Source organism: Streptomyces sp. NPDC086519 (assembly GCF_040686075.1).
Taxonomy (GTDB): Bacteria; Actinomycetota; Actinomycetes; order Streptomycetales; family Streptomycetaceae; genus Streptomyces; species Streptomyces shenzhenensis.
This window is the reverse complement of sequence record NZ_JBFBJL010000002.1, coordinates 142,283-164,838: the sequence shown is the minus strand read 5'-3', so window position 1 is coordinate 164,838 and position 22,556 is coordinate 142,283. Positions and strand designations below refer to the sequence as shown.

Below are 22,556 nucleotides of genomic sequence, written 5' to 3'. Positions count from 1 at the left end.
CGGTTTTCGAACAGGCCGATTCCGTACGACGCGGAGTCGGCCTTCGGTCTCTTCTGCGCTCCGCACCGGCTTTCGCAGGAGCGGGCGGGCGGGCGGGAAGAAACCATACGGCAGAGTCGGTTCCCGCGGCTTTGAATGCGTATGGGGAATTTTCCGTCGAGGGGGTTTCCGGCGTCCTAGTGGTTCGTTGACCGTGAGGGGGCCGTGCTCTTCGCGGACCCGCATGTTTCACCGATGAAAGGAAACCACCATGAAGCCCATGAAGGCTGCCGCGCTCGTCTTCGGCGCCCTGACCGTGGCCGGTGCGGCCACGCCCGCCGTCGCCCACGGCGGCACCAGCGCCGAGGACGCGGGTCTCGCCGGAGTGGTGAAGCAGGTCACCGGGGGGCCTGTCAGCGTGCAACCGCTGCAGACCCTGCACTCGGTCGCCGCGAAAGGGGAGGGGGCCCTCCCCGGCCCCCTCAAGGACGAGGGGCACGCCGTGCACCAGCGCACGGTCGGCCGGTTGATCGGCGGACTGTAGAACGGGCCGGTGCCGGAACCACATTCGACGGGAAGTTCGGAGGAGCGTTGACCGTACCGGTGAACACCGCGTCGAAGCCCCCGGAGCGGCGTCGGGTGCTGTGGGGGCTGCTGGCCACGGGAACCATGGCGGCGATGGCGCCGGCCCCGCCGGCGCCGGGGCGGTCCGCTCCCAAGAAGGCGCGGTTCGCCGAGACATACCGTGGGCGGCGCATCACCGGAGTGAGTCACGGTGCCGGCCCGTCCGGGGACCCCTGCCGCGACATGTGGCACGTCACGGTCGACGGACACCCGCTGCCCCTGATGCGCCGGGCGGACGGCAGCTGGATGACCATGGTCGACCACTACCAGTCGTACCCGACCCCGCTCCTCGCCGCCCGCGCCGCCGTGGACGAACTGGGCCCCACCGCGCGGCCGGCGGCGCCGGACGGGGACGACGGCCGCATGGTCCACGGCGGCGGGCGGAGCGAGCGGTCGAGAACCCCGAAGGACCATGTCCATGGTGTACACGCGTAAGGACGTCAGCACGCTCACCCGTTCCGAGCGGCGCCGGTTCGTCAACGCGCTGCTTGAGCTCAAACGCAGCGGTGAATACGACGAGTTCGTGCGCATGCACATCGAGTACTACACGCCCGACGGCGAGAGCGGCCTGCGTGCCGCCCACATGACGCCCTCCTTCCTGCCGTGGCACCGGAAGTTCCTGTTGGAGTTCGAGCGGGCACTGCGCCGCGTGGACGCGTCGGTGACCGTGCCGTACTGGGACTGGACCCGCAACCGCACCCCGACCGCCGTCCCGTGGACCGAGGATCTGCTGGGAGGCGACGGGCGGCGTTCCGACCGGCAGGTCAGGTCCGGGCCGTTCGCGTTCCGCAACGGCCGGTGGACCATCACGGCAGGGGTGACCGACACCGAGTACCTCATGCGTGATCTCGGCCGTTCGCACGATCCGCTCGCCCTGCCGACGTCCCGGGACGTGGAGTCGGCCGTCGCCGATCCGCTGTACGACACGGCTCCCTGGAACTCCACCTCCCCCAGGGGATTCCGCAACAAGCTGGAAGGGTGGGGGCCGGGACACCCTCCGGCTTCGTGGCGCAACCACAACAGGGTGCACCGTTGGGTGGGCGGTCACATGGTCAGCGGCGCGTCCGTCAACGACCCCGTGTTCTGGCTGCATCACGCCTTCGTCGATCTCCAGTGGTCCCGGTGGCGGCAGCGCCATCCCCATGCCCGCTACCTCCCCGCGGAGCCGCCCGCCCCCGGCGACGCCCAGCACGGCAGGATCGTCGCACGGCGGGAGAAGCTGCCGCCCTGGGACGTCACACCGCAGCAGATGGAGGACCACGGCGGGATCTACCGGTACGCGTAGCCCGCTCGGGCGCCGCGTGGCCGGGGCCGGCCGGGACATGGTCCCGCCCCCGAAGGGCCCCGAAGGGCCCGGTGGGGGCCACCGGCCCCGGTACCGGGCGCAGCGGGTGCCGGGCGGAGAATCAGTTCGTCGCGAGGGTCCATCGATACCAGTGCTCGGCACGGCCGAACCAGGTGGCGAACCCTCCGCCCGGACGCTGACCGAGGTCCGACCAGAGGGCGCCGGCCTCGAAGAAGTGATCCGTCGTGAGGATGTCGAGCATGGCCGGCGGAACCCCCTTGGCCGCGAGGATCGCCTTGGCCCCCTCGACGGTGAGGTCGGCACGCGGCCAGTCGATCCCCGCGCAGTCGGCGACCGCCCGCAGCGCGCAGCCGACGGTGACCGGCGTCGGATCCGCGGCGTGGTACACCCGCGAGGCCAGGGCCCCGTCGGGCGCCAGCGCCGTGGCGACCAGCAGCCGGGCCAGGTCCGGTGCCCCGATGACCGACGTCCGCGACAGCCAGCCGGCCACCACTCCCGGCAGGGCCCGCAGCAGCCGTGCCAGGTTGGGACCGACCCACATGTCGCCTGTTCCGAAGACCAGATGGGGCCTGAGCACCACACCGCCGGCCGCGAGGACCGTGTCCTCCGCCGCCGCGCGGGTACGGGAGGTGACGGAGCCGGGGTTGCGGGCGAGCTCCTCGGGCCGGTGGCCGCGGAAGGTGCCGCGGCCGTACACCGAGGCCGTGCTGAGCTGGACGATCCGGCGCACGCCGGCCCGCCGCGCCTCGGCGACCAGCGCCGCCGTACCGCGCGCGTTGACCGCCTCGTTGGCCGCGGCGCTGCCGCCGATCTGCGCCGCGCAGTGCAGGACCACGTCGACTCCGTCGCACACCCCGCGCAGCGAGCGGGGGTCGCGGAGATCCGCGTGCACGGTCCGGGTCCCGGAGCAGGACCGGGGCAGGGCCCGGCGGTGGCTCATGAGCCTGAGGTCGGCCCGCCGGCGCTGGGCCTCGCGCGTCACGTGGGCTCCGACGAACCCGGACGCGCCGGTGATGAGAAGAACGGGCACGAGGACTCTCCCGGGGTGCGGTCGGGGTCAGCGGACACGGGGCCGCAGGACCAGTTCGGCGGTGAAGACCGTCTCCTCACGCTGGCTGCCGCGCACTCGCACCAGCAGGTCGCCGGTGGTGCCGTACGGCTCGGGATCGGCGCTGATCCAGCAGGGCGCGTCCAGTTCGGCGTACCGCGTGAACTCGCTGCGCACGCCGAGCAGCAGGGCGCAGGGCACGCCGGTGCGGGCGTGCGCCGCCTGCCGGGCGGCCTCCAGCAGGAACATGCCGGGTATGTGGTCGACCGGATGGTCGAAGTAGGTCGGATGCGCGGTGTCGACCCGTAGTTCCCATCTGCCGCACGTGCCGGGCACGGGCTCGCCCAGGACGACGTGCCGGGCGCTGGCGTGACCCACGGCGGCCGGGTCGAGGGCGGCCGGCTGGACGCGGTCGGTGGTGGTGGAGCGCTCGCCGCGCATCCTCCGGTACACCTCCGGGCTCATGCAGCGGAACGCGGCCGAGGCGGTGGCGCGGGCCCCGTTCCCGCGCACCACGGTGACGTCGTAGCGCATCTCCCGCAGCCGGCCGGCCCGGCGGACCACGTCCCGGCAGACCGTGTGCATCTCGACGTCGGTGGGGACCGCCTCCGTGACGAGCAGGCCGGGCTCGGTGGTCACGGACATGTCAGACATGAGGAACTGCTGGCCGAACGGCACACCGAACTCGGCGTGCGCGAGCAGGGACCCGATCTGGCGGATGGACTCGATCAGCAGCATCGGGTCCTGGTAGCCGCCGTCGGGGGCGAACAGCGCGTGGCTGCGCGGCCATTGGGCCCGGACGACGAAGCCGTCGAAGCCGTCGCCGTGCGGGGACTCGTCGCGCTCCCAGCCGGTGAGCAGGACTTCGGAGACGGCCGCGCGGTGGACGTACTCGCGCGGCACGGTGGTGGTCAGTCCGGGAAGCAGGGGCTTCGGGGCGATGGCCCGGTCAGTGAGGTGCGGCATGTGCAGCGCTCCTGTGTCGGTGTGACGGAGGGGAGGGGCAACAGGCCGTACGTCGGCTGTCACCCCCCGTGGCCGACGTTCTGGGCAACAAGATACAGACAGGTCGGTCCGGTTCTGCAAGAGACGCCGGGCAATTTCTTGTACGGGTCGGGATGTCCGCGGGTCTGGCGCCGGTACCGACTGACCCTTATGTCGGAATTGCAAGCGTAAAACATGCAGGGCTGCATGGTTATCTCGGAACGTGCGAGGCTTGGTTGATTCTTTTGCGAAGGTGCCTGAGTGGAGCCTGACCTCCCACTTGTCCGGTAATTCAACGAAATTGCAGGTCGCGATGGCAGTGTCGGAGGTCGGCCGGGGCGACGCGCTCCTGGGGCTCGCCAGTTGACAATCAGACAAGTCTGTTTGGTACGGTCTGGTGGTGAACCCGCAGTCCGAGATGACGTGGATGTGCCTCAGGGGGAGCAGATGAACCGCCAGTTCGCGGACCTCGTGACGCCGTCGCCGCGGCACCACCGCTCGCCCGGCACGGCCGTCCCGGCCGGACACTCGGCCCCGGCCGGGCACTCGGCCCGCCCGGTCCCCGTGTCCGGCGCGCCCCGGGCGGGAGCGCTGAGCGTCCTGGTCGTCGAGAACGACCCGCGGGCCGCCGAAACGCTCCGGCAGGGGCTGGTCCGGCACGGCTACGCCACCCACGGCGCCGCCACCGGCGCCCAGGCGCTGCGCGGCCACCGCGAGGCCGACCTGGTGCTGCTCGGCCTCGACCTGCCCGACCTCGACGGCCTCGAGGTGTGCCGGGGCATCCGTGCGGTCAGCGACCTGCCGATCATCGCCGTCACGGCGCGCGGCTCGGAGCTCGACTGCGTGCTCTGCCTGCAAGCGGGCTCGGACGACTACCTCGTCAAACCGTACGGATTCCGGGAGTTACTGGCCCGGATGGAGGCGGTGCTGCGCCGGGTGCGGGTGCAGCCGGCGGACCAGCCGGCCGCCGGCCGGGCCGTCACCCACGGGCCGCTGCGCATCGACCCGGGCGCCCGCACGGCCACCCTCGACGGACGGCCGCTCGACCTGACGCGCAAGGAGTTCGACCTCCTCCACCTGCTGGCCTCGCAGCCCAGCACGGTGATCCCGCGCCGCCAGATCATGGCCCAGGTGTGGGAGGACGCGTGGTCGCCGCGCGGCCGCACCGTCGACACCCATGTGGGCACCCTGCGCGGCAAACTGGGCTCCAGTTCCTGGATCGTCACCGTCCGCGGGGTCGGTTTCCGGATCGGCGGTCCCTAGCCCTCTTCTCCCAGGTCGTGCCGGGTTCCGGCACCCGGCCACGGGACCGTTTTCTGACAACTCCCGCCGCGGTACTGACCGCAGGCCGTCCTTGCGGATTACGATACAGACCAGTCTGTTGAATTCGGTGGGAGAGCGTAGGAATCTGGCATGGCTCAGCAGGAACGCGGCAAGCGATCACGGCGGTCGATCCTGGAGGCGGCGGCCCAGGTCTTCGACGAGCGCGGCTACGACGCCGCCAGCACCAACGAGATCCTGGCCCGCACCGGACTCACCCGGGGGTCCCTCTACCATCACTTCCCTTCCAAGGAAGCCATCGCGTTGGCCCTGGTGCAGGCCCACGCCGAGGCTTTGGAGGTGCCCGAACGCCCGGTCAGGTTGCAGTCGGTGATCGACCTGACCCTGGAGTTCGCCCGGCGCCTCCAGCACGACGCGGTGCTGCGCGCGAGCGTACGGCTGGCGACGGAGCAGACGTCGTTCGACTGCCCGCCGCAGACCACCTACGAACAGTCCATGGACACCATCCTGGCGCTGCTCCAGGAGGCCGAGAAGCGGGACGAGCTCCTGCCGGGGGTGGACGTGGGCGAGGTCGCCTCGCTCATCGTCGGCTCCTTCACCGGCCTGCAGATCATGTCCCAGGCCTACACCGGCCGCGCCGACCTTCCCGAACGCACCAGCGTCTTCTGGAGGTTCCTGCTGCCCGGCCTCGCCACGCCGGGCCTGGTCGGGCGGCTGCGCACCACGCCGCCCGCGGAGTGAGCGGCCCTCTCTCAGATCCTGCGCTCGCCGCCCCGGCCCGGCCGGTCCCGGTCGAACAGCGGGCGCAGCAGTCGCCACAGTCGCTGGGTGATCTCGCCGTCCCACCAGCTCGGGTCGGTGTGTCCCAGGGTCTCGATGCCCGCGGCCATCACCACGGTCAGGTCGGCGAGGTCCTCGGCCGGCTCCGTGGACTCCTTCTGCGCCTCCGCGACCCGCTCGTGGACCGAGGCCAGCAGGTCGTCACGCAGCCGGGGCGGCCCGGCCGAACCGTCCGCGGCCAGCTGCATGCCCGCGCGGACGACCTTCTCGGTGCGCATGGCCTCGCCGAGCGCGAACAGGAAGCGTTCGGGCGCGTCCGCCACCGGGCCCGCGAAGGCCTCCTCGGTCAGCGCCTCCACCCGCGCTCTCGCCTCCTCGTACACGGCGGCGGTCAGTGCGGTGGTGGAGGAGAAGTGGTGGTAGAGCGCCCCCCGGCTCACCCCGGCCCGGCGGCAGATGTTGACCAGACCCGCGTCGGACAGCCGGCCGTCGGCGATGAGCTCGGCGGTGGCATGGACGAGAGCCTGCCGCGTTTGCTCGGATCGCGCCTGCATCAGGTCGCACCCGCCTTCCCTGCCAACAGTGTGTCCGGTACATGCACTTTCTGCGGGCACCGGTGCCAATGGTGGAATGAATCATACAACCATGCCTGTTTCCTGGGAGGAACCCGGCGGGGGCCCGCCTCCTCATGATCTACACAGGATCCCAACTTCCCTGGCAACAGCGATGTTTGTCTGGAAACATGCATGACGAGCGATGATCCAAGATGGTCGCCAATCAGACAGGTCTGTTTGTAATAATGATCAAATCGGGTCACTTGACACGGGTTTGACACTCCGCTGACAGAGCTGCGGAGGATTGTGGGAACCCTGAACCGCCGTGCGTTGAAGCGCCCTCCGGGCCCCGTGAGACTGGTGGCAGTTCCACACGGACCGAGGATTCGGGGGATGGAATGGAAGAGCCGGAGCGACTCACGGACGGCCACGCCAGCCGCGACTGCCGCAGGCGCTGCGGCCGGATCTGTGTCCGCTGTCTGGACCGGATCGACAGCGGACTGCGCACCCTGCTCGACCTGTACCGGGAGAGCGACCAGGCGCTGGTGCCCGGGGCGCCGGTGCTGCGCGAGCGGGTGAGCGGCAGCCGCGCCACGGTCGGCATCGTGCTCGACGAGCGGGTGCTGGCCCTGCGGGCCCGGACGGGGGAGGTCATGGCGTCGTGGGCGCGGCTCGTCGTGGACGAGCGCACCGGCGCCCGGCCCGCCGGCCGCGGGGTGCCCGCGCTGGCCGGGTTCCTGCGCGGGCAACTGCCCTGGTTCGCCGGGCACCCGGCGGGCGCGGACCTCGACGAGGAACTCGCCGAACTCCTCACCGACTTCCGCCAGCTGCTCGGCCCCGGCCCGGTACGCCGGTTCGCCCTCGGCCCGTGCACCAGGCCGGGCTGCGCGGGGACGCTCCACGGCATCCTGCCGGCGGACGGCGGCGACCGGGTACCGGACCAGGTCACCTGCGACACCGGCCACGCACTGCCGCCACGGCAGTGGCTGCTGGTCGCGGGCCGGATCCGGGAGGCGGCGACGACATGACGGAGCCGAACGTTCCGGCCGCGCCGGCCACCGGTACCGCGAGCGGGACGGAAAGCGGGGCCGCGAAGCCGCGCACGGTCCCGACGGAACTGGCGGCCCTCGCGATGGGCGTCACCCAGGCGACCATCCGCAAATGGGCCAGCCGCGGCAAACTCACCCGGTACGGCGGCCCCCGGCGGGCCGAATACGACCTCGACGAACTCTTCGCGCTGGCCCGCGACAACGACACCGAATAACCGGGCGCGACGTGCCGCCCCATTACCGGAGAGAATTCGAGTAACCGTCCGCCGCACTCTCCGCCGGCGCCCCGTTCTCTCGGCCACCCCCAGGAAACCGGACCCGTGCGGGGGTCCGGTGCGAAGCAGCCCCCGCGGCCCTCCCCCCTGCCGCGGGGGCTTCTTCTGTTTACCCGCCTAACTGTCAACTCGCTTCATCTAAAGGGGCGTTGACGCATCCGAACAGAGGTGTCACACTCTTTTCGGCGCCCCCATGCCCTGATGGCGGCGGCGCTTCTCGCGGGCCTGTGGCTTTCGCGCCCGTGGCCTCCTTCTCGAAATCCGAATCCGTGTCCCCGCCGGGGGCGCGGATTTCTTTGTTTTCCCTCCGCCCCGACTTGAGGAAGTGTGGTCGATGCCTGTTTCCACCTGGACACCCGTCGGTCAATGGACGGGTACGGTCACGCACGACGGCGAGGTGGACGAGTACACCGTCGCCTTCGCCCCGGACGGCTCGCTCTCGGTCACCACGCGCAAGAGCTCCGGCACCGGCGCCTGGACCGTCACCGGCGACGACTCGCTGGAGTTCTCGCTGCGCGAGGACTTCAACCTCGACGTCACCCAGATCAGCCCCAACGGCCACCGGGCCGCGTACATACAGATCGACATCACCGCGCGGCACGACGGCGACGCGCTCACCGGCGAGGGCAAGGCCGTCGTGCACGGCCCCGACGACGTCGTGATCTACGCGACGGACGCCCGGACCGAAGCGCGCCGGGTGTCATGACGGCCGAGCTCGCCCGGCTCACCGACGTGCTGAGCCTGCGGGACCTGGCCGGGCGCTATCTGGCCGGCCTCGACGAGGGCGGCTTCGACGAGACCTGGGCGAGGTCCCTGTTCACCGAGGACATCGAGATGACGTTCCCGGTCGGCAGCCACCAGGGCCTCGCCGGGGTGGCCGGCTTCACCACCGAGATCATGGCGCGCTGGGGCCGCACCCACCACCACGGCTCGGAGACCCGGGCCGACGTCGACGGCGACCGGGCCGAGCTGAGCTGGAGCCTGATCGCCTCCCACGTGCACCACGGCTCGCCGCTGCCGCCGGATCCCACCCAGTACTTCCAGCTCGGCGGCCGGTTCACCGGCACGGCCCGGCGCACTCCCGACGGCTGGCGCTTCGACCGGCTGCGGCTGCGGATCGTGTGGACCACCGGCGCCGTGCCCAGGGGAGTGACCCAGGTCGACCGACAGACCCTCGACACCCGAGGAAACACGCCCACTTCAGCCAAGGAGAACCCACCCATGCCGACCACGCTCACCGCGGACCAGCAGAAGGAACTGATCGAGAAGGTCTTCCACGAGGGCCTGGACCTCGGCGACCTGTCGGCCGCCGACCGCTACCTCACCGCCGACTTCCGCAACCACGGCAGCCACGACGACTCCATGCGCGGCCCGGAGGCGTTCAAGCACACCATCAGGATCCAGCAGTCCGCGTTCAGCGACATCAAGTACGAGATCCTCGACTTCCTATCGATGGGCGACAAGGCCGCCATCCGCTGGGTCATGCACGGCCGGCACACCGGCCCGTTCATCGGCATCCAGCCGACCGGGCTTCAGGTGCAGCACCAGGCGATCATCTGGTTCCGGTTCGAGGGCGACCGGATCGCCGAGCGCTGGGGCATCGTCGACAACTTCGCCCTGGAGCGCTTCCTCAAGTCCGGCGGCAGGCCGGCCGGCCCGCTGACCCCGGCCGGCGGTCCGGCCGGTGGTCCGGGCGCCGGCAAGCCCGCGGCCTGATCCGCCCGCCCGGCCGGCGCCCGGCCCCCGCTGACGGCGGCGGGGGCCGGGCGCCGTACCCGGCCGTATCCCCGACGGAACCGAAGGACCTGACCGAGCAAGGGACTTGAGACATGCCGATCGACAGGAAAGTCGCCCGCTTCAACCGGCGGTTCGCCAACCATCTCGTCGGGCCGCTGTTCAGCCGGCTGCCCGGTTTCGGGAAGGTCCACCACCGCGGCCGCAAGTCGGGGCGCGAGTTCACCACGCCCGTCAAGCTGTTCCGGCGCGGCACGGACATCGTCATCACACTGCCGTACGGGCCCGGCTCCGACTGGGTCAAGAACGTGCTGGCGGCGGGCGGTTGCGAGATCACCACGCGCGGCCGCCGGATCCAGGTCACCGGGCCGGTGGTCTTCACCGACGACGGTACGACGAGGATGCCCGCCCTGACCCGGCGCATCCTCTCCCGGGTCGAGGCCACCGAGTTCCTCGCGCTGACGCCGGTCCCCACGCCCGTGCCGGCGGCCCGGCGGTGACCGCCGCCGGCCTGGTCACCCGGCCCCTCCGGGTGGTGCTGCTGGTCGGCTCCGCCCGGGACGGGCGGCTCGCCCCGGACGTCGCCGGCTGGTTCGCGCGGGTGGCCGCCCGCCGTGACGACCTGGTCCTGGACGTCGTCGACGTGGCCGAGCACCCGCTCCCGGCGAGCCTCGACGCGGCCGACCCGCGGGCGGCGGCGCTGCGGCCCCGGCTGGACGGGGCGGAGGCGTACGTGGTCGTCGTACCGGAGTACAACCGCAGCGTGCCGGGCCCGCTGAAGACCCTCATCGACAGCTTCCAGACCGAGTGGGAGGCCAAGCCGGTCGGCTTCGTCGGCTACGGCCTCGGCATGGCGGGCGGGATGCGGGCGATCGAGCATCTGCGGCAGGTCTTCGCCGAGTTCCACTGCGTGGGGATGAAGGACGTCGTGACGTTTCCGCGGGTGCTGGAGCACTACGCCGCCGACGGCACGTTTCCGGCGGAGCCGGAGGGCGCCGAGACCGCGGCCAAGCTGATGCTCGACCAGCTCACGTGGTGGGCGACCGCGCTGCGCGAGGCCAAGGCAGCGCGTCCTTACGGCGCTTGAAAGCGCCGCTCAGAACTGCGCCCCGTAGGGGCGCGGGGAACGGCGCGATCAGCCACGACGGCGCCGCAGCCGCCCGGCAACCGTGCTCGGCACGGCGATGCGCAGGAAGTGCCGGGATCCGTGGTGGATCGGCCCCAGGCCCGATGTGGCTTGTCGCGCAGTTCCCCGCGCCCCTTACGGGGCACGTCACCTGACCCCCTTTCACAGGAGAACGTAATGGCCGCCGTCCCCGATCCCCTCACCCCTCTTCTCGTCGCCGTGCCCGTGGTGATCCTCGCCTGCCGGGCCGGTGCCCAGTTGCTCAAGCGGCTCGGGCAACCCCCTGTCGTCGGCGAGATACTCGTCGGCATCCTGTTCGGCCCGTCCCTGCTGGGCTGGCTCTGGCCCGGCGCCCAGGCGTGGCTGTTCCCGCAGTCGGCGTTGCCGTTCCTCGGCGTGCTCGGCAACCTCGGCCTGCTCGTGTTCATGTTCCTCGTCGGACTCGAACTGGACCTCAAGTCCCTGCGCGGGAACAGCAGAACGGCCGTCGCCGTCTCCCAGGCCGGCATCGCGCTGCCGCTGGCGCTGGGCGCGCTGCTGGCCCTCGGCATGTACGGCGACCTCGCGCCGCCCGGCACCGGGAGGCTGCCGTTCGTGCTGTTCATCGCGGTGTCGATGAGTATCACCGCGTTCCCGGTGCTGGCCCGCATCCTGACCGACCGGGGCCTGTACCGGACCCGGGTCGGCGCGCTCGCCATGGCCAGCGCGGCCGTGGACGACGTCAGCGCCTGGTGCCTGCTGGCGGTCGTGGTGGCGGTGACGAAGAGCAACTCGCCGATGGAGGCCCTGACCACCGCCGGGTACGCGCTCGGCTTCACCGCCGTGATGTTCCTCGTCGTACGGCCGCTGCTGGCCAGATGGGCCGCCCGGGCGGAAGGCCGGTACGCCGACGGTGTCGTGCTGGTCGTGCTGTTCAGCGGGCTGAGCCTGGCCGCGTACGCCACGGACCGGATCGGGGTGCACGCGCTGTTCGGCGCGTTCCTGTTCGGCGTGGTCACCCCGCGCGGCAGCCGGCGGACCGAGGCCACCGCGGCCCGGATGCGGGCCTTCGCGGTGCCGGTGCTGCTGCCGCTGTTCTTCGTCGGCACCGGGCTGAAGACCGATGTGGGGCTGCTGGGCGGCAGCGGCACGCAGTGGCTGTGGGCGGGGGCCGTGCTCGCGGTCGCCGTGGCCGGCAAGTGGGGCGGCGGCACGCTCGCGGCCCGGCTCTCCGGCCGGGACTGGCGGGACTCCATGTCCCTGGGCGCGCTGATGAACTGCCGGGGCCTGACCGAGCTGATCGTGCTCAACATCGGGCTCGGGCTGGGCGTCATCGGGCCCGAGCTGTTCACCGTCCTCGTACTGATGGCGCTGCTCACCACGGCCATGACCACCCCCGCGCTGACCCGGATCCGCAAGGGGATCGACGAGGACCTCGGACGGGAACCGGCCGGAATCGGCCAGGAAGAACCCGCCCTGGAGATCGTGAGAACCCGCTGACCTGCGCCTTCGGGCGCGGCAGCGGCGTCAGCCGCCGACCGGCGAATAGTTCAGGCCCTGATGGTTGGCTAATTGCTAGTTGGAAGCTTGATAGATAAGCAGGTTGACGATACTCTCGCGGTACGACGACGAAGCAGTGAGGCAGTGAGGGAGAGACCGATGAGCCAGAACTTCAAGAACCTCGACATGACGATGATGTTCGCGATCCACGACGCGCTGCGGCGCGAGCTGGAGCGCATCGCCCGGATCACCGCGCGGGTCGACGAGGACCCCCGGCACGTACTGAGCACCGCGGTCGGCTGGGAGCTGTTCAAGAAGTTCCTGACCATCCACCACGTCTCCGAGGACGTGAAGATCTGGCCCGTCATGGAGGCGGCCCTGGTCGGCCAGAGCTCCGAACTGGCGCTGCTCGCCGACATGGAGGCCGAGCACGGCGTCATCGACCCGCTGCTCGCCGACATAGACGCCGCCCTCGCCGACCGCGACGGGGGGCTGGAGCGCCTCACCGGTCTGACCGACAGCCTCTACACCCAGCTCAGCGCCCACCTCGACCACGAGGAGCGGGACGCCCTGCAACTGATGGACATCACGCTGTCCCAGGAGCAGTGGGCGGACTTCGCCGGCGAGCAGCGCACCCGGGTCGGCGACGACTCCGTCCGCTACCTGCCCTGGCTGCTCGACGACGTGGACGCCGCGAAGGCCGCCAAGCTCCTCGGCAACATGCCCGAACCGCTGCGCAACGCCTACGAGAACGACTGGCGCAAGGCCTACGAGGACCTCGCCATCTGGACTCCCGGGACCGCCGCCACCAGCCGCTGACCGGATCCCGAGGGCTCCGCTCGACGCCCCCCACCCCTGAGACACGCGCAGACACGCGCAGACGCGCGCAGACACGCGCAGACATACGCAGACAGACACAGGCAGACACAGACAGACACGGAGACCCCCCATGTCGCTGCAAGACCGCACTCAGGCCGTCCCCGAGGCCGCGGCCCCGCCGCAGCAGGACGGCAGACTCGGACTCGCGTTACTCGTGATCGCCGCGGCCCAGCTCATGCTCGTCCTCGACAACACGATCGTCGCCGTCGCCCTGCCGAGCATGCAGAGCGCCCTCGGGCTCAGCGAGTCCGGCCTCGGCTGGATCGTCACCGCCTACGCCCTGGCCTTCGGCGGCCTGCTGCTGGCCGGCGGCCGCGCCGGTGACCTCTTCGGCCGCCGCCGGGTCTTCCGTACCGGACTGATCCTGTTCACCGCGGCCTCGCTGCTCGGCGGCCTCGCCCAGAGCGGTGAACTGCTCATCGCCGCCCGGGTGATCCAGGGCGCGGGCGCCGCCATCGCCGCACCCACGGCCCTGTCCCTGCTGGCCACCACCTTCCCGGCGGGGCCCGCCCGCAACAAGGCGCTCGGCGTCTACGGCGCGATGGGCGGCCTCGGCTCGGTCGTCGGCCTGCTGCTCGGCGGCGCGCTCACCGAGTACCTGAGCTGGCGCTGGGTGATGTTCATCAACGTCCCGATCGCCCTGGCCGTCCTGTTCGGCACCGGCGTCCTCGTCGAGGGCGAGCGCGAGCGCGGCAAGGTCGACGTGCCCGGCGCGCTCACCGCCACCCTGGGCTTCGGCTCGCTCGTCTACGCCATCAACCGCGCCGGCGACAAGGGCTTCGGCGACGGCGTCACCCTGATCGGCCTGGGTGCCGCGCTCGTCCTGATCCTCGCCTTCGTCCTCATCCAGCGCGCCGCCGCGGCGCCGATGATCCCGCGCGGGGTGCTCGCCGACCGGAGCCGGGTCGGCGCCAACCTGATCATGTTCCTGGTCGGCGCGGGCATGCTCGCCACCTTCTACTTCCTGACCCTCTACATGCAGGTCGTCAAGGGCTACGCCCCGATGGTCACCGGCGTCGCCTACCTGCCCTTCGCGCTCGGCATGGGCATCGCGGCCGGCGGCGTCGGCCCGCAGCTGCTCGCCAAGCTGCCCGAGCGCAACGTGATCGCCCTCGGTCTGCTGATCGGCACCGCCGGCATGGTCTGGTTCAGCTTCATCGAGCCCGGCCAGACCCCGTGGGCCGCGCTGCTGCCCGCCCAGCTGGTCGCCGGTCTCGGCCTCGGCATGGTCTTCGTGGCCGTCACCATCGTCAGCGTCCGCGGGGTCGCTCCGCAGGCCACCGGCGCGGCCTCCGGCCTGGTCAACACCGCCCAGCAGATCGGCGGCGCCATCGGCCTCGCCGCCCTCGCCGCGGCCGCCACCGCCGTCACCGACCACGAGCTGCCGGGCAGCGTCCCGCACGCCCTCACCACCGGCTACTCGTACGGGTTCCTGCTCGGCGGCGGCCTCTACCTGCTGGCCCTGATCGTGGCCCTGGCCACCCTCCCGGGCACCCGCCCCCAGCAGCAGGACGCCGAGCACCCGCCCGTCGCCCTGTGACCGGCCCCGGCGGCCCCGCCCTGACCGATCGGGCGGGGTCGCCGGTTTCCGGTGCCGGACCGGCCGGGAGTCCGTCGATATACTCGGGCAGGAGGTGCTGTCTTGCGGTACGAGAGCGATGAGGAGCGCGGCCCGGTGACCGGGACCGAGCAGACCGCGGAGGTGCCCGGAGTCCTCCCGGACTCGCTCACGGGCTTCATCGGCTACCTCCTGCGCCGCGTCTACGCCCAGTTCTCCGCCACCGACGACGGCGACGGCGGCGACTCCCGCGACTTCCTGGTCCTCGACGCGCTCACCGGCCGCGACTGGGAGTCCCAGCTCGACCTCGCCGAGCGGCTCGGCATCAACCGCACCATCATGGTCGGCGTCATCGACCGCCTGGAGGCCCGCGACGAGGTCCGGCGCACCCGCAACCCCGACAACCGGCGCCAGTACGTGCTCTCCCTGACCGACAAGGGGCGCGAGGCCGTCGAGGCCAGCCGGCGGGCGGTCGCCGAGCGGGACGCCCGGCTCACCGCCGTACTCACGGACGAGGAGACCGCCCGGCTCGACGAGCTGCTGGCCCGGCTGCTGCCCGAGTCGGCGCAGCCCCTCGTGCAGGGCACCGAGTACCTGGTCGCGCAGGCCCACCACCGGCTGCGCAAACACGGCGACGACAAGCTGGCCGGCACCGGACTCAGGGTGCGGCACTACGGCCCGCTGTACGCCCTCGACGTCCTCGGTCCCATCGCCCAGCAGCGGCTCGCCGAACTGCTCGCCATCACCGGGCCCGCCGCCTCCCAACTCGTCGACGAACTGGTCAGGCTGGGCCTGGTCCGGCGGGGGCGGGATCCGCACGACCGGCGCCGGTACGCCCTGGAGGTGACCGACCTCGGCCGTGAGCAGCTCGGTGTCGTGGCCCGCGCCGTCGCGGAGCTCGCCGCGGACGTCTCCGCGATGCTCGGCCCGGGCGGCGACGACGAACTGCGCGGACTCCTGCTGAGACTCCTGGCCCCGACGCATTCCGGACCGGCATTCACCGAGAACGCCAAGTCATCCGTTCCCGCCAGGGGTTGACCCTCTGGCCAAAGAATGTCACGCTTGATTCGGCGGATTAACCGCGCCCTTTTCCAGGCTCTTCACTGTTCTTCCGAATTCCTTTCGGAAGGGCCGCGAGGGGCCTTTTTTCATGCTGATTTCCCGTTGCGCACCGCCCCTCGACGAAGGAGACAGTCATGGTCGCCAAGAAGACCGACGGCGCGCCGGAACCGGCGCGCATACCCGAGGACATGACCTTCGACGTCATCATCCTCGGTTCGGGCCTCGCCGGCTCGGTCACCGGTGCCGTCCTGGCCAAGCACGGCGCCAAGGTGCTGCTGGTGGACGCGGCCGCGCACCCGCGCTTCGCCATCGGCGAGTCCATGACCCCGCAGCTCGTGGAATGGATCCACATCCTCTCCGAACGCCATGACATTCCCGAGCTGAAAAGCCTTGCGAGTGTCGAGGCCTCCACCCGCGACATCGGCCCGACCTTCGGTACGAAGGCGCATTTCGGTTTCCTGAAGCACGAGGTCGGAAAAGAGCCCGACCCGCGCGAGGCCACCCAGCTCGCCCTGCCGAAGATATTCCACCAGAACAGCCACATGTTCCGGCAGGACAGCGACTCCTTCATGTTTCACGTGGCCATCAAGTACGGCTGCACCCCGCGGCAGAACTGGCGGGCGAACGAGGTCGAGTTCGACGACGACGGCGTGACCGTCCTCGGCCGCAGCGCCGCCCCCGGCGCCGAGCCCGAGCTGTACCGGGCGAAGTACCTGGTGGACGCCTCCGGCTTCCGCTCCCCGCTCGCCGACAAGTTCGACCTGCGCGACAAGCCCACCGCCCGCTTCAAGCACCACTCCCGCTCGATGTTCACGCACTACGTCGGCATCAAGCGGTTCGACGACGTCAGCGGCCACCCGCAGGAGCTGCGCCCGCCGGCCGACTGGCACACCGGCACCATGCACCACCTCATCGAGCGCGGCTGGTTCTGGATCATCCCCTTCGACAACCACCCCAAGTCCCGCAACCCGCTGTGCAGTGTCGGGCTGACGATGGACGAGCGCACCTACCCGAAGCCCAAGGACCTCACCCCGGAGCAGGAGTTCCAGTCCTTCCTCGACAAGTACCCGGCGGTGAAGCGGCAGTTCGACGGCGCCACCCGGGTCCGTGAGTGGATCTCCACCGACCGGCTGCAGTACTCCTCCAAGCAGACCGTCGGCGACCGCTGGTGCCTGATGTCGCACGCGGCCGGCTTCCTCGACCCGCTGTTCTCCCGCGGCCTGTCCAACACCCTGGAGGTCGTCGACGCGCTCACCTCCCGGCTGGTCCTCGCCCTCAAGGACGGCGACTTCTCCGCCGAGCGCTTCGAGTACGTCGAGCGCGTCGAGCAGGGTCTGCTCCAGTACAACGACGACCTGGTCAACAGCTCCTTCATCGCGTTCTCCCACTTCCGGCTCTGGAACGCGGTCTTCCGGGTCTGGGGCTCCTTCATCACCCCCGGCACCATGCGGCTGACCCGGGCCCGCCTCAAGCACTTCAAGGACCACGACGTCCGTCACTTCGACGAGCTGGAGAAGGTGCCGTACCCGGGCCTGTGGTGGCCGCAGAGCGACTCCTTCAAGCGGATCCTGGAGACCACCGCCGAGACCTGCGAGAAGTACGAGGCCGGCGCGCTCACCGGCGACGAGGCCGCCGACATCGTCTTCGGGCTGCTCAAGGAGTCCCCGGTCGTCAACCCGGTCTTCGGCTGGAAGGACGAGGAGCGGCGGTTCATCTACCCGAACACGCTGACCATGGCCCGCTTCCTGTACTGGGCCTCCGTCGAGGCGCCCGCCGAGATGAACAGCGTCGGCCGCGAGTTCCTGCTCGGCATCGTCAAGGCCGGCGCGAAGGTCCGCAAGCTCCTCTGACCCTCCCGGAAGGGCTCCTCCCAGAAGGGCTCTTCTCAGAAGGGTCCTCCCGGAAGGCTCATCGCAGAAAGGGATGCGCATGTCCGCAGCAGCGCGGTCGCTGACCCGCGCCGAAGAAGAGACCCGGATCGTCGAACCGCTGGACCTGCGCCGCGTGTGCGGCCTGTTCACGACCGGCGTCACGGTCATCACCACCGGCCCCGACGGCGACGCGGACGGCACCACCGTCAACTCGTTCACCTCGGTCTCGCTGGAACCCCCGCTGGTGCTGTTCTGCCTGCACCGGCAGTCCCGGCTGCACACGCTCCTGGAGCAGAGCGGCGGGTTCACCGTGAACTTCCTGTCCGGCCGCCAGCAGCAGCTGGCCCGGCACTTCGCCGGGCGCCGGGCCACCGCCGGCGCCTTCGAGGGCGTCCCGCACCACTTCACCGCGGACGGGCTGCCCGTGCTCAGCGAGGCCCTCGCCCACCTGACCTGCACCACGGTCGACGTGCACACCGCCGGCGACCACGACATCGTCATCGGCGAGGTGGTGGAGCTGGGCGTCCCCGAGCACGGCCTGGAACCGCTGATCTTCTTCGACGGCTCCCTGGGCCCGCTGGAGACCGGCGCGGACCGTTTCCAGCACGCCCGGCAGGCGTCCTGACATGCGCAGAGTGCTCATCGCCAACCGTGGCGAGATAGCCGTACGCGTGGCCAGGGCCTGCCGGGACGCCGGGATCGCGAGCGTCGCCGTCTACGCGGACCCGGACCGCGACGCCCTGCACGTCCGGGTCGCCGACGCGGCCTTCGCCCTGGGCGGTGACACCCCGGCCACCAGCTACCTGGACATCGAGAAGGTACTGCGGGCCGCCCGGGAGACCGGCGCGGACGCCGTCCACCCCGGCTACGGGTTCCTCTCCGAGAACGCCGAGTTCGCGCAGGCGGTCCTGGACGCGGGCCTCACCTGGATCGGGCCGCCGCCGTCCGCCATCCGCGACCTCGGCGACAAGGTGGCGGCCCGGCACATCGCCCAGCGGGCCGGGGCGCCCCTGGTGGCCGGCACCCCGGACCCGGTGAGCGGCGCGGAGGAGGTGGTGGCCTTCGCCGCGGAGCACGGCCTGCCGATCGCCATCAAGGCGGCCTTCGGCGGCGGCGGGCGCGGGCTGAAGGTCGCCCGGACCCTGGAGGAGGTGCCGGAACTCTATGACTCGGCGGTGCGGGAGGCGGTGGCCGCCTTCGGACGCGGTGAGTGCTTCGTGGAGCGCTACCTGGACCGGCCGCGGCACGTCGAGACGCAGTGCCTCGCGGACCGGTACGGCAACGTGGTGGTCGTATCGACCCGTGACTGCTCGTTGCAGCGTCGCCACCAGAAGCTGGTGGAGGAGGCTCCGGCGCCGTTCCTGACCCCGGAGCAGACCGCCGAGCTGTACCGGGCGTCCAAGGCCATCCTGCGCGAGGCCGGCTATGTCGGCGCGGGGACCTGCGAGTTCCTCGTCGGGCAGGACGGCACGATCTCCTTCCTGGAGGTCAACACCCGGCTCCAGGTGGAGCACCCGGTCACCGAGGAGGTCGCCGGCATCGACCTGGTCCGGGAGATGTTCCGGATCGCCGACGGCGCCGAACTCGGTTACGGCGACCCCGAGGTGCGGGGCCATTCCTTCGAGTTCCGGATCAACGGCGAGGATCCGGGGCGGGGGTTCCTGCCCGCGCCGGGCACGGTGACGCTCTTCGAGCCGCCGTCGGGGCCGGGGGTACGGCTGGACGCCGGCGTGGAGTCGGGCAGCGTCATCGGCCCCGCCTGGGACTCGCTCCTGGCCAAGCTGATCGTCACCGGCCGCACCCGCGCGGAGGCGCTGGAGCGGGCCGCGCGGGCGCTCGACGAGTTCCGCGTGGCGGGGATGGCCACGGCGCTCCCGTTCCACCGGGCGGTCGTCCGGGACCCGGCCTTCACCGGTGACCCCTTCCGGATCCACACCCGCTGGATCGAGACCGAGTTCGTCAACGAGATCGAGGCCTTCACGGCGGCCCCGGCGGCCGGCTCCGAGCCGGCGGAGTCCGGCCGCGAGACGGTGGTGGTCGAGGTCGGCGGGCACCGGCTGGAGGTCTCGCTGCCGGCGGTCCTGGGAAGAGTCCCGGACCGGACGCTCGTGGGGGCGGCCGCCGCGCCCCGCGCCCGCCGCCGAGGCGCCGCCGGTTCCGCGCCCGCCGCCTCCGGGGACACGCTCACCTCTCCCATGCAGGGCACCGTCGTCAAGGTGGCCGTGACCGAGGGGCAGCGGGTCGAGAAGGGCGACCTGGTCGTCGTACTCGAAGCCATGAAGATGGAGCAGCCGCTCAGCGCGCACCGGTCCGGCACCGTGACCGGGATCGCCGCCGAGGCGGGGCAGGCCCTCGCCGCGGGCGCCGCGATCTGCGACATCAAGGACTGATCCAGGACACATCCAGGGCACATCCAGGACTGGTCCAGGACTGGTCCACGACTGATCCAGGACTGATCAAGACCGATCGAGGACTGATCGCTTTGGCAGCACTCACCTATACCGACGCCATGAACGGAGCGCTGGAGCGGCTGCGTTCCGTGGGGTACGAACACGGGCGCGGCTTCGTCAACCACGCCCCGATGGCCGCCGAGGCCCTCGCCCACATGGGATACGCCGACGAGGTGCCCGGCTGGGTGGAGGGGCATCTGCGCGGCCACACCTTCCACGACGTCCCCGAGCGGCGGTTCACCCTCGACCCGGCCGACGAGGCCGACTGGCGGCAGGCGCTCGGCGAGTTCGGCCGGGTCGCCGACTGGACCACCCTGTTCGAGCGCGAGCTCGCCGAGGGCGAGTGGACCGACGTCCTGGCCCGCTGGTGGCCCCGGCTGCTGCCCGGCATGTCCGGGGTGCTCAGGCACGGGGTGATCCGCACCGCGCACGCGGTCCGGGCGGTGGTGACCGCCGGCCCCGGCAACCGGCCGCAACTCGCCGAACTGGCACAGGGGCTGGGGTACTGGGCGGCCCGGTACTCCGAGGGCGGGGTCGTGGTCGAGGAGGGGGGTGACGAGGGCGGCGACGGCGACGGCGACGTCGTACGGGCGCTGGACGACCTCGTCGCCGAGTTCTCCGGGATCTACGCCACGCTCTCGCTCCCGCACCCGATCCCGCTGATCCACTCGGTCACCGGCCCCGCCGCCGTACGGCTGGTGGTGGAGCACCTGCCGGCGGACCAGCGGTGGCCGTCGTACCGGGTCGCGCGGGCCGTCAGCCGCACCATGCTCGACTGGTTCCACGCCGTGCCCCGGCCCGCGGTCCCGCTGCCGGACGCCCCCGACCCGGCGGCCCTGTTCGCCGAGGCGGTCCAGATCAGCGACGAGCACGCGATCAAGCTCGCCGAAGTGGCCGTACGGCACGAGGCGCTGGCGCCCGACCCGCGGCACGCGGCGGCCGCGCACGTGGCCAACCGGGCGATCGGGCGCCTGTACCGCTGACAGTTCGTCTTCGCCGACGGTCTCCCCGACGGGACCGTACGGAACCGTTCCCGAGGAGTGTCATGGACGCACAAGTCATCGTCGTGGGCGCCGGACCGGCCGGCATGATGCTCGCGGGCGAGCTACGGCTCGCGGGCGCCGACGTCATCGTCCTGGAGAAGCTGCCCGCGCGCACCGGAGAGTCGCGCGGCCTCGGCTTCACCGCCCGCACCATGGAGGTCTTCGACCAGCGCGGACTGCTGCCCCGCTTCGGGGACATCGAGGTCAGCAACGTGGGCCACTTCGGTGGCCTGCCGGTCGACTTCGGTGTCCTCGACGGCGCCCACCAGGCTGCCAAAACGATCCCGCAGTCGGTCACCGAGACCGTCCTGGAGGAGTGGGCCGGCCGGCTCGGCGCGGACATCCGGCGCCGGCACGAGGTGCTGTCCGTCAAGGAGAAGGAGGACAGCGTCGAGGTCGAGGTGCGTGGGCCCGAGGGGGTGCACCGGCTGCGCGCCGAATACCTCGTGGGGTGCGACGGCGGTCGCTCGACCATCCGCAAGGCCGCCGGGTTCGACTTCCCGGGGACGCCGTCGACGCTGGAGATGTACCTCGCCGACGTGCGGGGCATCGAGCTGGAGCCCCGGATGATCGGGGAGACCCTGCCCGGCGGGATGGTGATGGTCGGTCCGCTGCCCGGTGGCATCACCCGGCTGATCATCTGCGAGCGCGGCACCCCGCCGCAGCGCCGGGAGAAGCCGCCGACCTGGGCGGAGGCCGCGGCGGCCTGGCAGCGGCTGACCGGCGACGACATCTCGCACGCCGAGCCGGTGTGGGTGTCCTCCTTCGGCGACGGCACCCGCCTCGTCACCGAGTACCGGCGCGGCCGGATCCTCCTCGCCGGCGACTCCGCGCACATCCATCTGCCGGCCGGCGGCCAGGGCATGAACACCAGCATCCAGGACGCCGTGAACCTCGGCTGGAAGCTGGGCGCGGTGGTGCGGGGGCGGGCACCGGAGACGCTGCTCGACACGTACCACGACGAACGGCACCCGGTCGGGCAGCGGCTGATGATGAACACCCGGGCGCAGGGGCTGCTGTTCCTGTCGGGGCCCGAGGTGCAGCCGCTGCGCGACGTGCTGACCGAGCTGATCCGGTATCCGGAGGTCAGCAGGCATCTGGCGGCGATGGTGTCGGGGCTGGAGATCCACTACGACGTCGACGGGGGCGCGGGCGCGCTGCTCGGCCGACGGCTGCCCAACGTGCCGCTTGCCGGTCACAGGAGGGTGGCCTCCAGCACCGAGGCGCTGCGTGCCGGGCGGGGTGTGCTGCTCGACCTCGCCGACAACGCGCGGCTGCGGGACCGGGCCTGGGCCTGGCGGGACCGGGTGGACGTGGTGACGGCGGTGGCGGAACTCCCGGCCGGCAGTCCGCTGGCCGGTACCACGGCCGTGCTGGTGCGGCCCGACGGTTACGTGGCCTGGGCGGCGCCGGGTAGTCACGCGGATCTGCCGATGGCCCTTGAGCGGTGGTTCGGGCCCGCGCGGTGAGGCAG

23 protein-coding genes are annotated in these 22,556 nt (G+C 71.5%); 20 read left to right on the top strand and 3 right to left on the bottom strand.

All coding sequences use genetic code 11. The annotated features are described in order from the left end of the window. Window positions 1–250 precede the first annotated feature (250 nt). The 3 genes from AB0P24_RS02990 to AB0P24_RS02980 all read left to right on the top strand — a co-directional run bounded on the left by AB0P24_RS02990 (window position 251) and on the right by AB0P24_RS02980 (window position 1,888). Window positions 251–523, top strand: a complete 273-nt coding sequence (locus AB0P24_RS02990) for a hypothetical protein (protein WP_365790415.1) — start codon at window positions 251–253, stop codon at window positions 521–523. A gap of 125 nt (window positions 524–648) precedes the next feature. After that, the gene (locus AB0P24_RS02985) at window positions 649–1,038 is read left to right on the top strand and encodes a tyrosinase family oxidase copper chaperone (RefSeq protein ID WP_365790670.1); all 390 of its coding nucleotides are present in this window, start codon (window positions 649–651) and stop codon (window positions 1,036–1,038) included. Next, on the top strand, window positions 1,022–1,888 hold the full coding sequence (locus tag AB0P24_RS02980) for a tyrosinase family protein (RefSeq protein ID WP_365790414.1): 867 nt from the start codon (window positions 1,022–1,024) through the stop codon (window positions 1,886–1,888). The genes AB0P24_RS02985 and AB0P24_RS02980 overlap by 17 nt, the downstream gene beginning before the upstream one ends. A 121-nt stretch (window positions 1,889–2,009) precedes the next feature. On the opposite strand, the gene AB0P24_RS02975 is transcribed toward AB0P24_RS02980, so the two are convergent. Continuing rightward, the gene (locus tag AB0P24_RS02975; protein WP_365790413.1) at window positions 2,010–2,939 is read right to left on the bottom strand and encodes an NAD-dependent epimerase/dehydratase family protein; all 930 of its coding nucleotides are present in this window, start codon (window positions 2,937–2,939) and stop codon (window positions 2,010–2,012) included. Between the two features lie 27 nt (window positions 2,940–2,966). Next, window positions 2,967–3,923 (bottom strand): ScbA/BarX family gamma-butyrolactone biosynthesis protein, encoded by a 957-nt coding sequence (locus AB0P24_RS02970; protein ID WP_365790411.1) that lies wholly within the window; start codon window positions 3,921–3,923, stop codon window positions 2,967–2,969. Window positions 3,924–4,388: 465 nt separating this feature from the next. On the opposite strand from AB0P24_RS02970, the gene AB0P24_RS02965 reads away from it, so the two are divergent. Both AB0P24_RS02965 and AB0P24_RS02960 read left to right on the top strand, forming a co-directional pair. After that, window positions 4,389–5,204: a response regulator transcription factor gene (locus AB0P24_RS02965; protein WP_365790409.1), complete on the top strand. Its 816-nt coding sequence runs from the start codon at window positions 4,389–4,391 to the stop codon at window positions 5,202–5,204. Between the two features lie 150 nt (window positions 5,205–5,354). Beyond that, window positions 5,355–5,963, top strand: a complete 609-nt coding sequence (locus tag AB0P24_RS02960; protein ID WP_365790407.1) for a ScbR family autoregulator-binding transcription factor — start codon at window positions 5,355–5,357, stop codon at window positions 5,961–5,963. 11 nt (window positions 5,964–5,974) lie between these two features. Here AB0P24_RS02960 and AB0P24_RS02955 read toward each other — a convergent pair whose 3' ends face one another. After that, a complete protein-coding gene (locus AB0P24_RS02955; protein WP_365790405.1) occupies window positions 5,975–6,556 on the bottom strand; it encodes a TetR/AcrR family transcriptional regulator in 582 nt (193 codons plus the stop codon). Window positions 6,557–6,954: 398 nt separating this feature from the next. Here AB0P24_RS02955 and AB0P24_RS02950 point away from each other — a divergent pair, with 398 nt between their 5' ends. The 15 genes from AB0P24_RS02950 to AB0P24_RS02880 all read left to right on the top strand — a co-directional run bounded on the left by AB0P24_RS02950 (window position 6,955) and on the right by AB0P24_RS02880 (window position 22,551). Then, complete coding sequence (locus AB0P24_RS02950) at window positions 6,955–7,584, top strand: OvmZ protein (protein ID WP_365790403.1); 630 nt, start codon at window positions 6,955–6,957, stop codon at window positions 7,582–7,584. Beyond that, entirely contained in the window at window positions 7,581–7,820 is a 240-nt protein-coding gene (locus AB0P24_RS02945; RefSeq protein WP_365790401.1) for a hypothetical protein, read from the top strand. Before AB0P24_RS02950 ends, AB0P24_RS02945 begins: the two co-directional genes overlap by 4 nt. A gap of 394 nt (window positions 7,821–8,214) precedes the next feature. Then, window positions 8,215–8,586, top strand: a complete 372-nt coding sequence (locus tag AB0P24_RS02940) for a dehydrogenase (RefSeq protein WP_220214763.1) — start codon at window positions 8,215–8,217, stop codon at window positions 8,584–8,586. After that, the gene (locus AB0P24_RS02935; RefSeq protein WP_365790399.1) at window positions 8,583–9,596 is read left to right on the top strand and encodes an ester cyclase; all 1,014 of its coding nucleotides are present in this window, start codon (window positions 8,583–8,585) and stop codon (window positions 9,594–9,596) included. The genes AB0P24_RS02940 and AB0P24_RS02935 overlap by 4 nt, the downstream gene beginning before the upstream one ends. Window positions 9,597–9,709: 113 nt before the next feature. Next, a complete protein-coding gene (locus AB0P24_RS02930) occupies window positions 9,710–10,114 on the top strand; it encodes a nitroreductase family deazaflavin-dependent oxidoreductase (RefSeq protein WP_365790397.1) in 405 nt (134 codons plus the stop codon). Next, window positions 10,111–10,701 (top strand): NAD(P)H-dependent oxidoreductase, encoded by a 591-nt coding sequence (locus AB0P24_RS02925; protein ID WP_365790395.1) that lies wholly within the window; start codon window positions 10,111–10,113, stop codon window positions 10,699–10,701. Before AB0P24_RS02930 ends, AB0P24_RS02925 begins: the two co-directional genes overlap by 4 nt. A gap of 216 nt (window positions 10,702–10,917) precedes the next feature. Then, the gene (locus tag AB0P24_RS02920) at window positions 10,918–12,219 is read left to right on the top strand and encodes a cation:proton antiporter (protein WP_365790393.1); all 1,302 of its coding nucleotides are present in this window, start codon (window positions 10,918–10,920) and stop codon (window positions 12,217–12,219) included. A 159-nt stretch (window positions 12,220–12,378) separates the two neighbouring features. After that, a complete protein-coding gene (locus AB0P24_RS02915) occupies window positions 12,379–13,038 on the top strand; it encodes a hemerythrin domain-containing protein (RefSeq protein WP_365790391.1) in 660 nt (219 codons plus the stop codon). Window positions 13,039–13,168: 130 nt separating this feature from the next. After that, the gene (locus AB0P24_RS02910; RefSeq protein WP_365790389.1) at window positions 13,169–14,638 is read left to right on the top strand and encodes an MFS transporter; all 1,470 of its coding nucleotides are present in this window, start codon (window positions 13,169–13,171) and stop codon (window positions 14,636–14,638) included. A gap of 135 nt (window positions 14,639–14,773) precedes the next feature. Beyond that, entirely contained in the window at window positions 14,774–15,694 is a 921-nt protein-coding gene (locus tag AB0P24_RS02905; protein WP_365790669.1) for a MarR family transcriptional regulator, read from the top strand. Window positions 15,695–15,852: 158 nt separating this feature from the next. Further along, window positions 15,853–17,568, top strand: a complete 1,716-nt coding sequence (locus AB0P24_RS02900; RefSeq protein ID WP_365790387.1) for an FAD-dependent monooxygenase — start codon at window positions 15,853–15,855, stop codon at window positions 17,566–17,568. Window positions 17,569–17,647: 79 nt separating this feature from the next. After that, window positions 17,648–18,214, top strand: coding sequence for a flavin reductase family protein (locus AB0P24_RS02895; protein WP_365790385.1), 567 nt, complete (start codon window positions 17,648–17,650; stop codon window positions 18,212–18,214). Between the two features lies 1 nt (window position 18,215). Continuing rightward, window positions 18,216–19,979 (top strand): biotin carboxylase N-terminal domain-containing protein, encoded by a 1,764-nt coding sequence (locus tag AB0P24_RS02890; protein WP_365790383.1) that lies wholly within the window; start codon window positions 18,216–18,218, stop codon window positions 19,977–19,979. Window positions 19,980–20,098: 119 nt separating this feature from the next. Then, entirely contained in the window at window positions 20,099–21,022 is a 924-nt protein-coding gene (locus AB0P24_RS02885; protein ID WP_365790381.1) for a hypothetical protein, read from the top strand. A 62-nt stretch (window positions 21,023–21,084) separates the two neighbouring features. Next, on the top strand, window positions 21,085–22,551 hold the full coding sequence (locus tag AB0P24_RS02880; RefSeq protein ID WP_365790379.1) for an FAD-dependent monooxygenase: 1,467 nt from the start codon (window positions 21,085–21,087) through the stop codon (window positions 22,549–22,551). Window positions 22,552–22,556 lie beyond the last annotated feature (5 nt).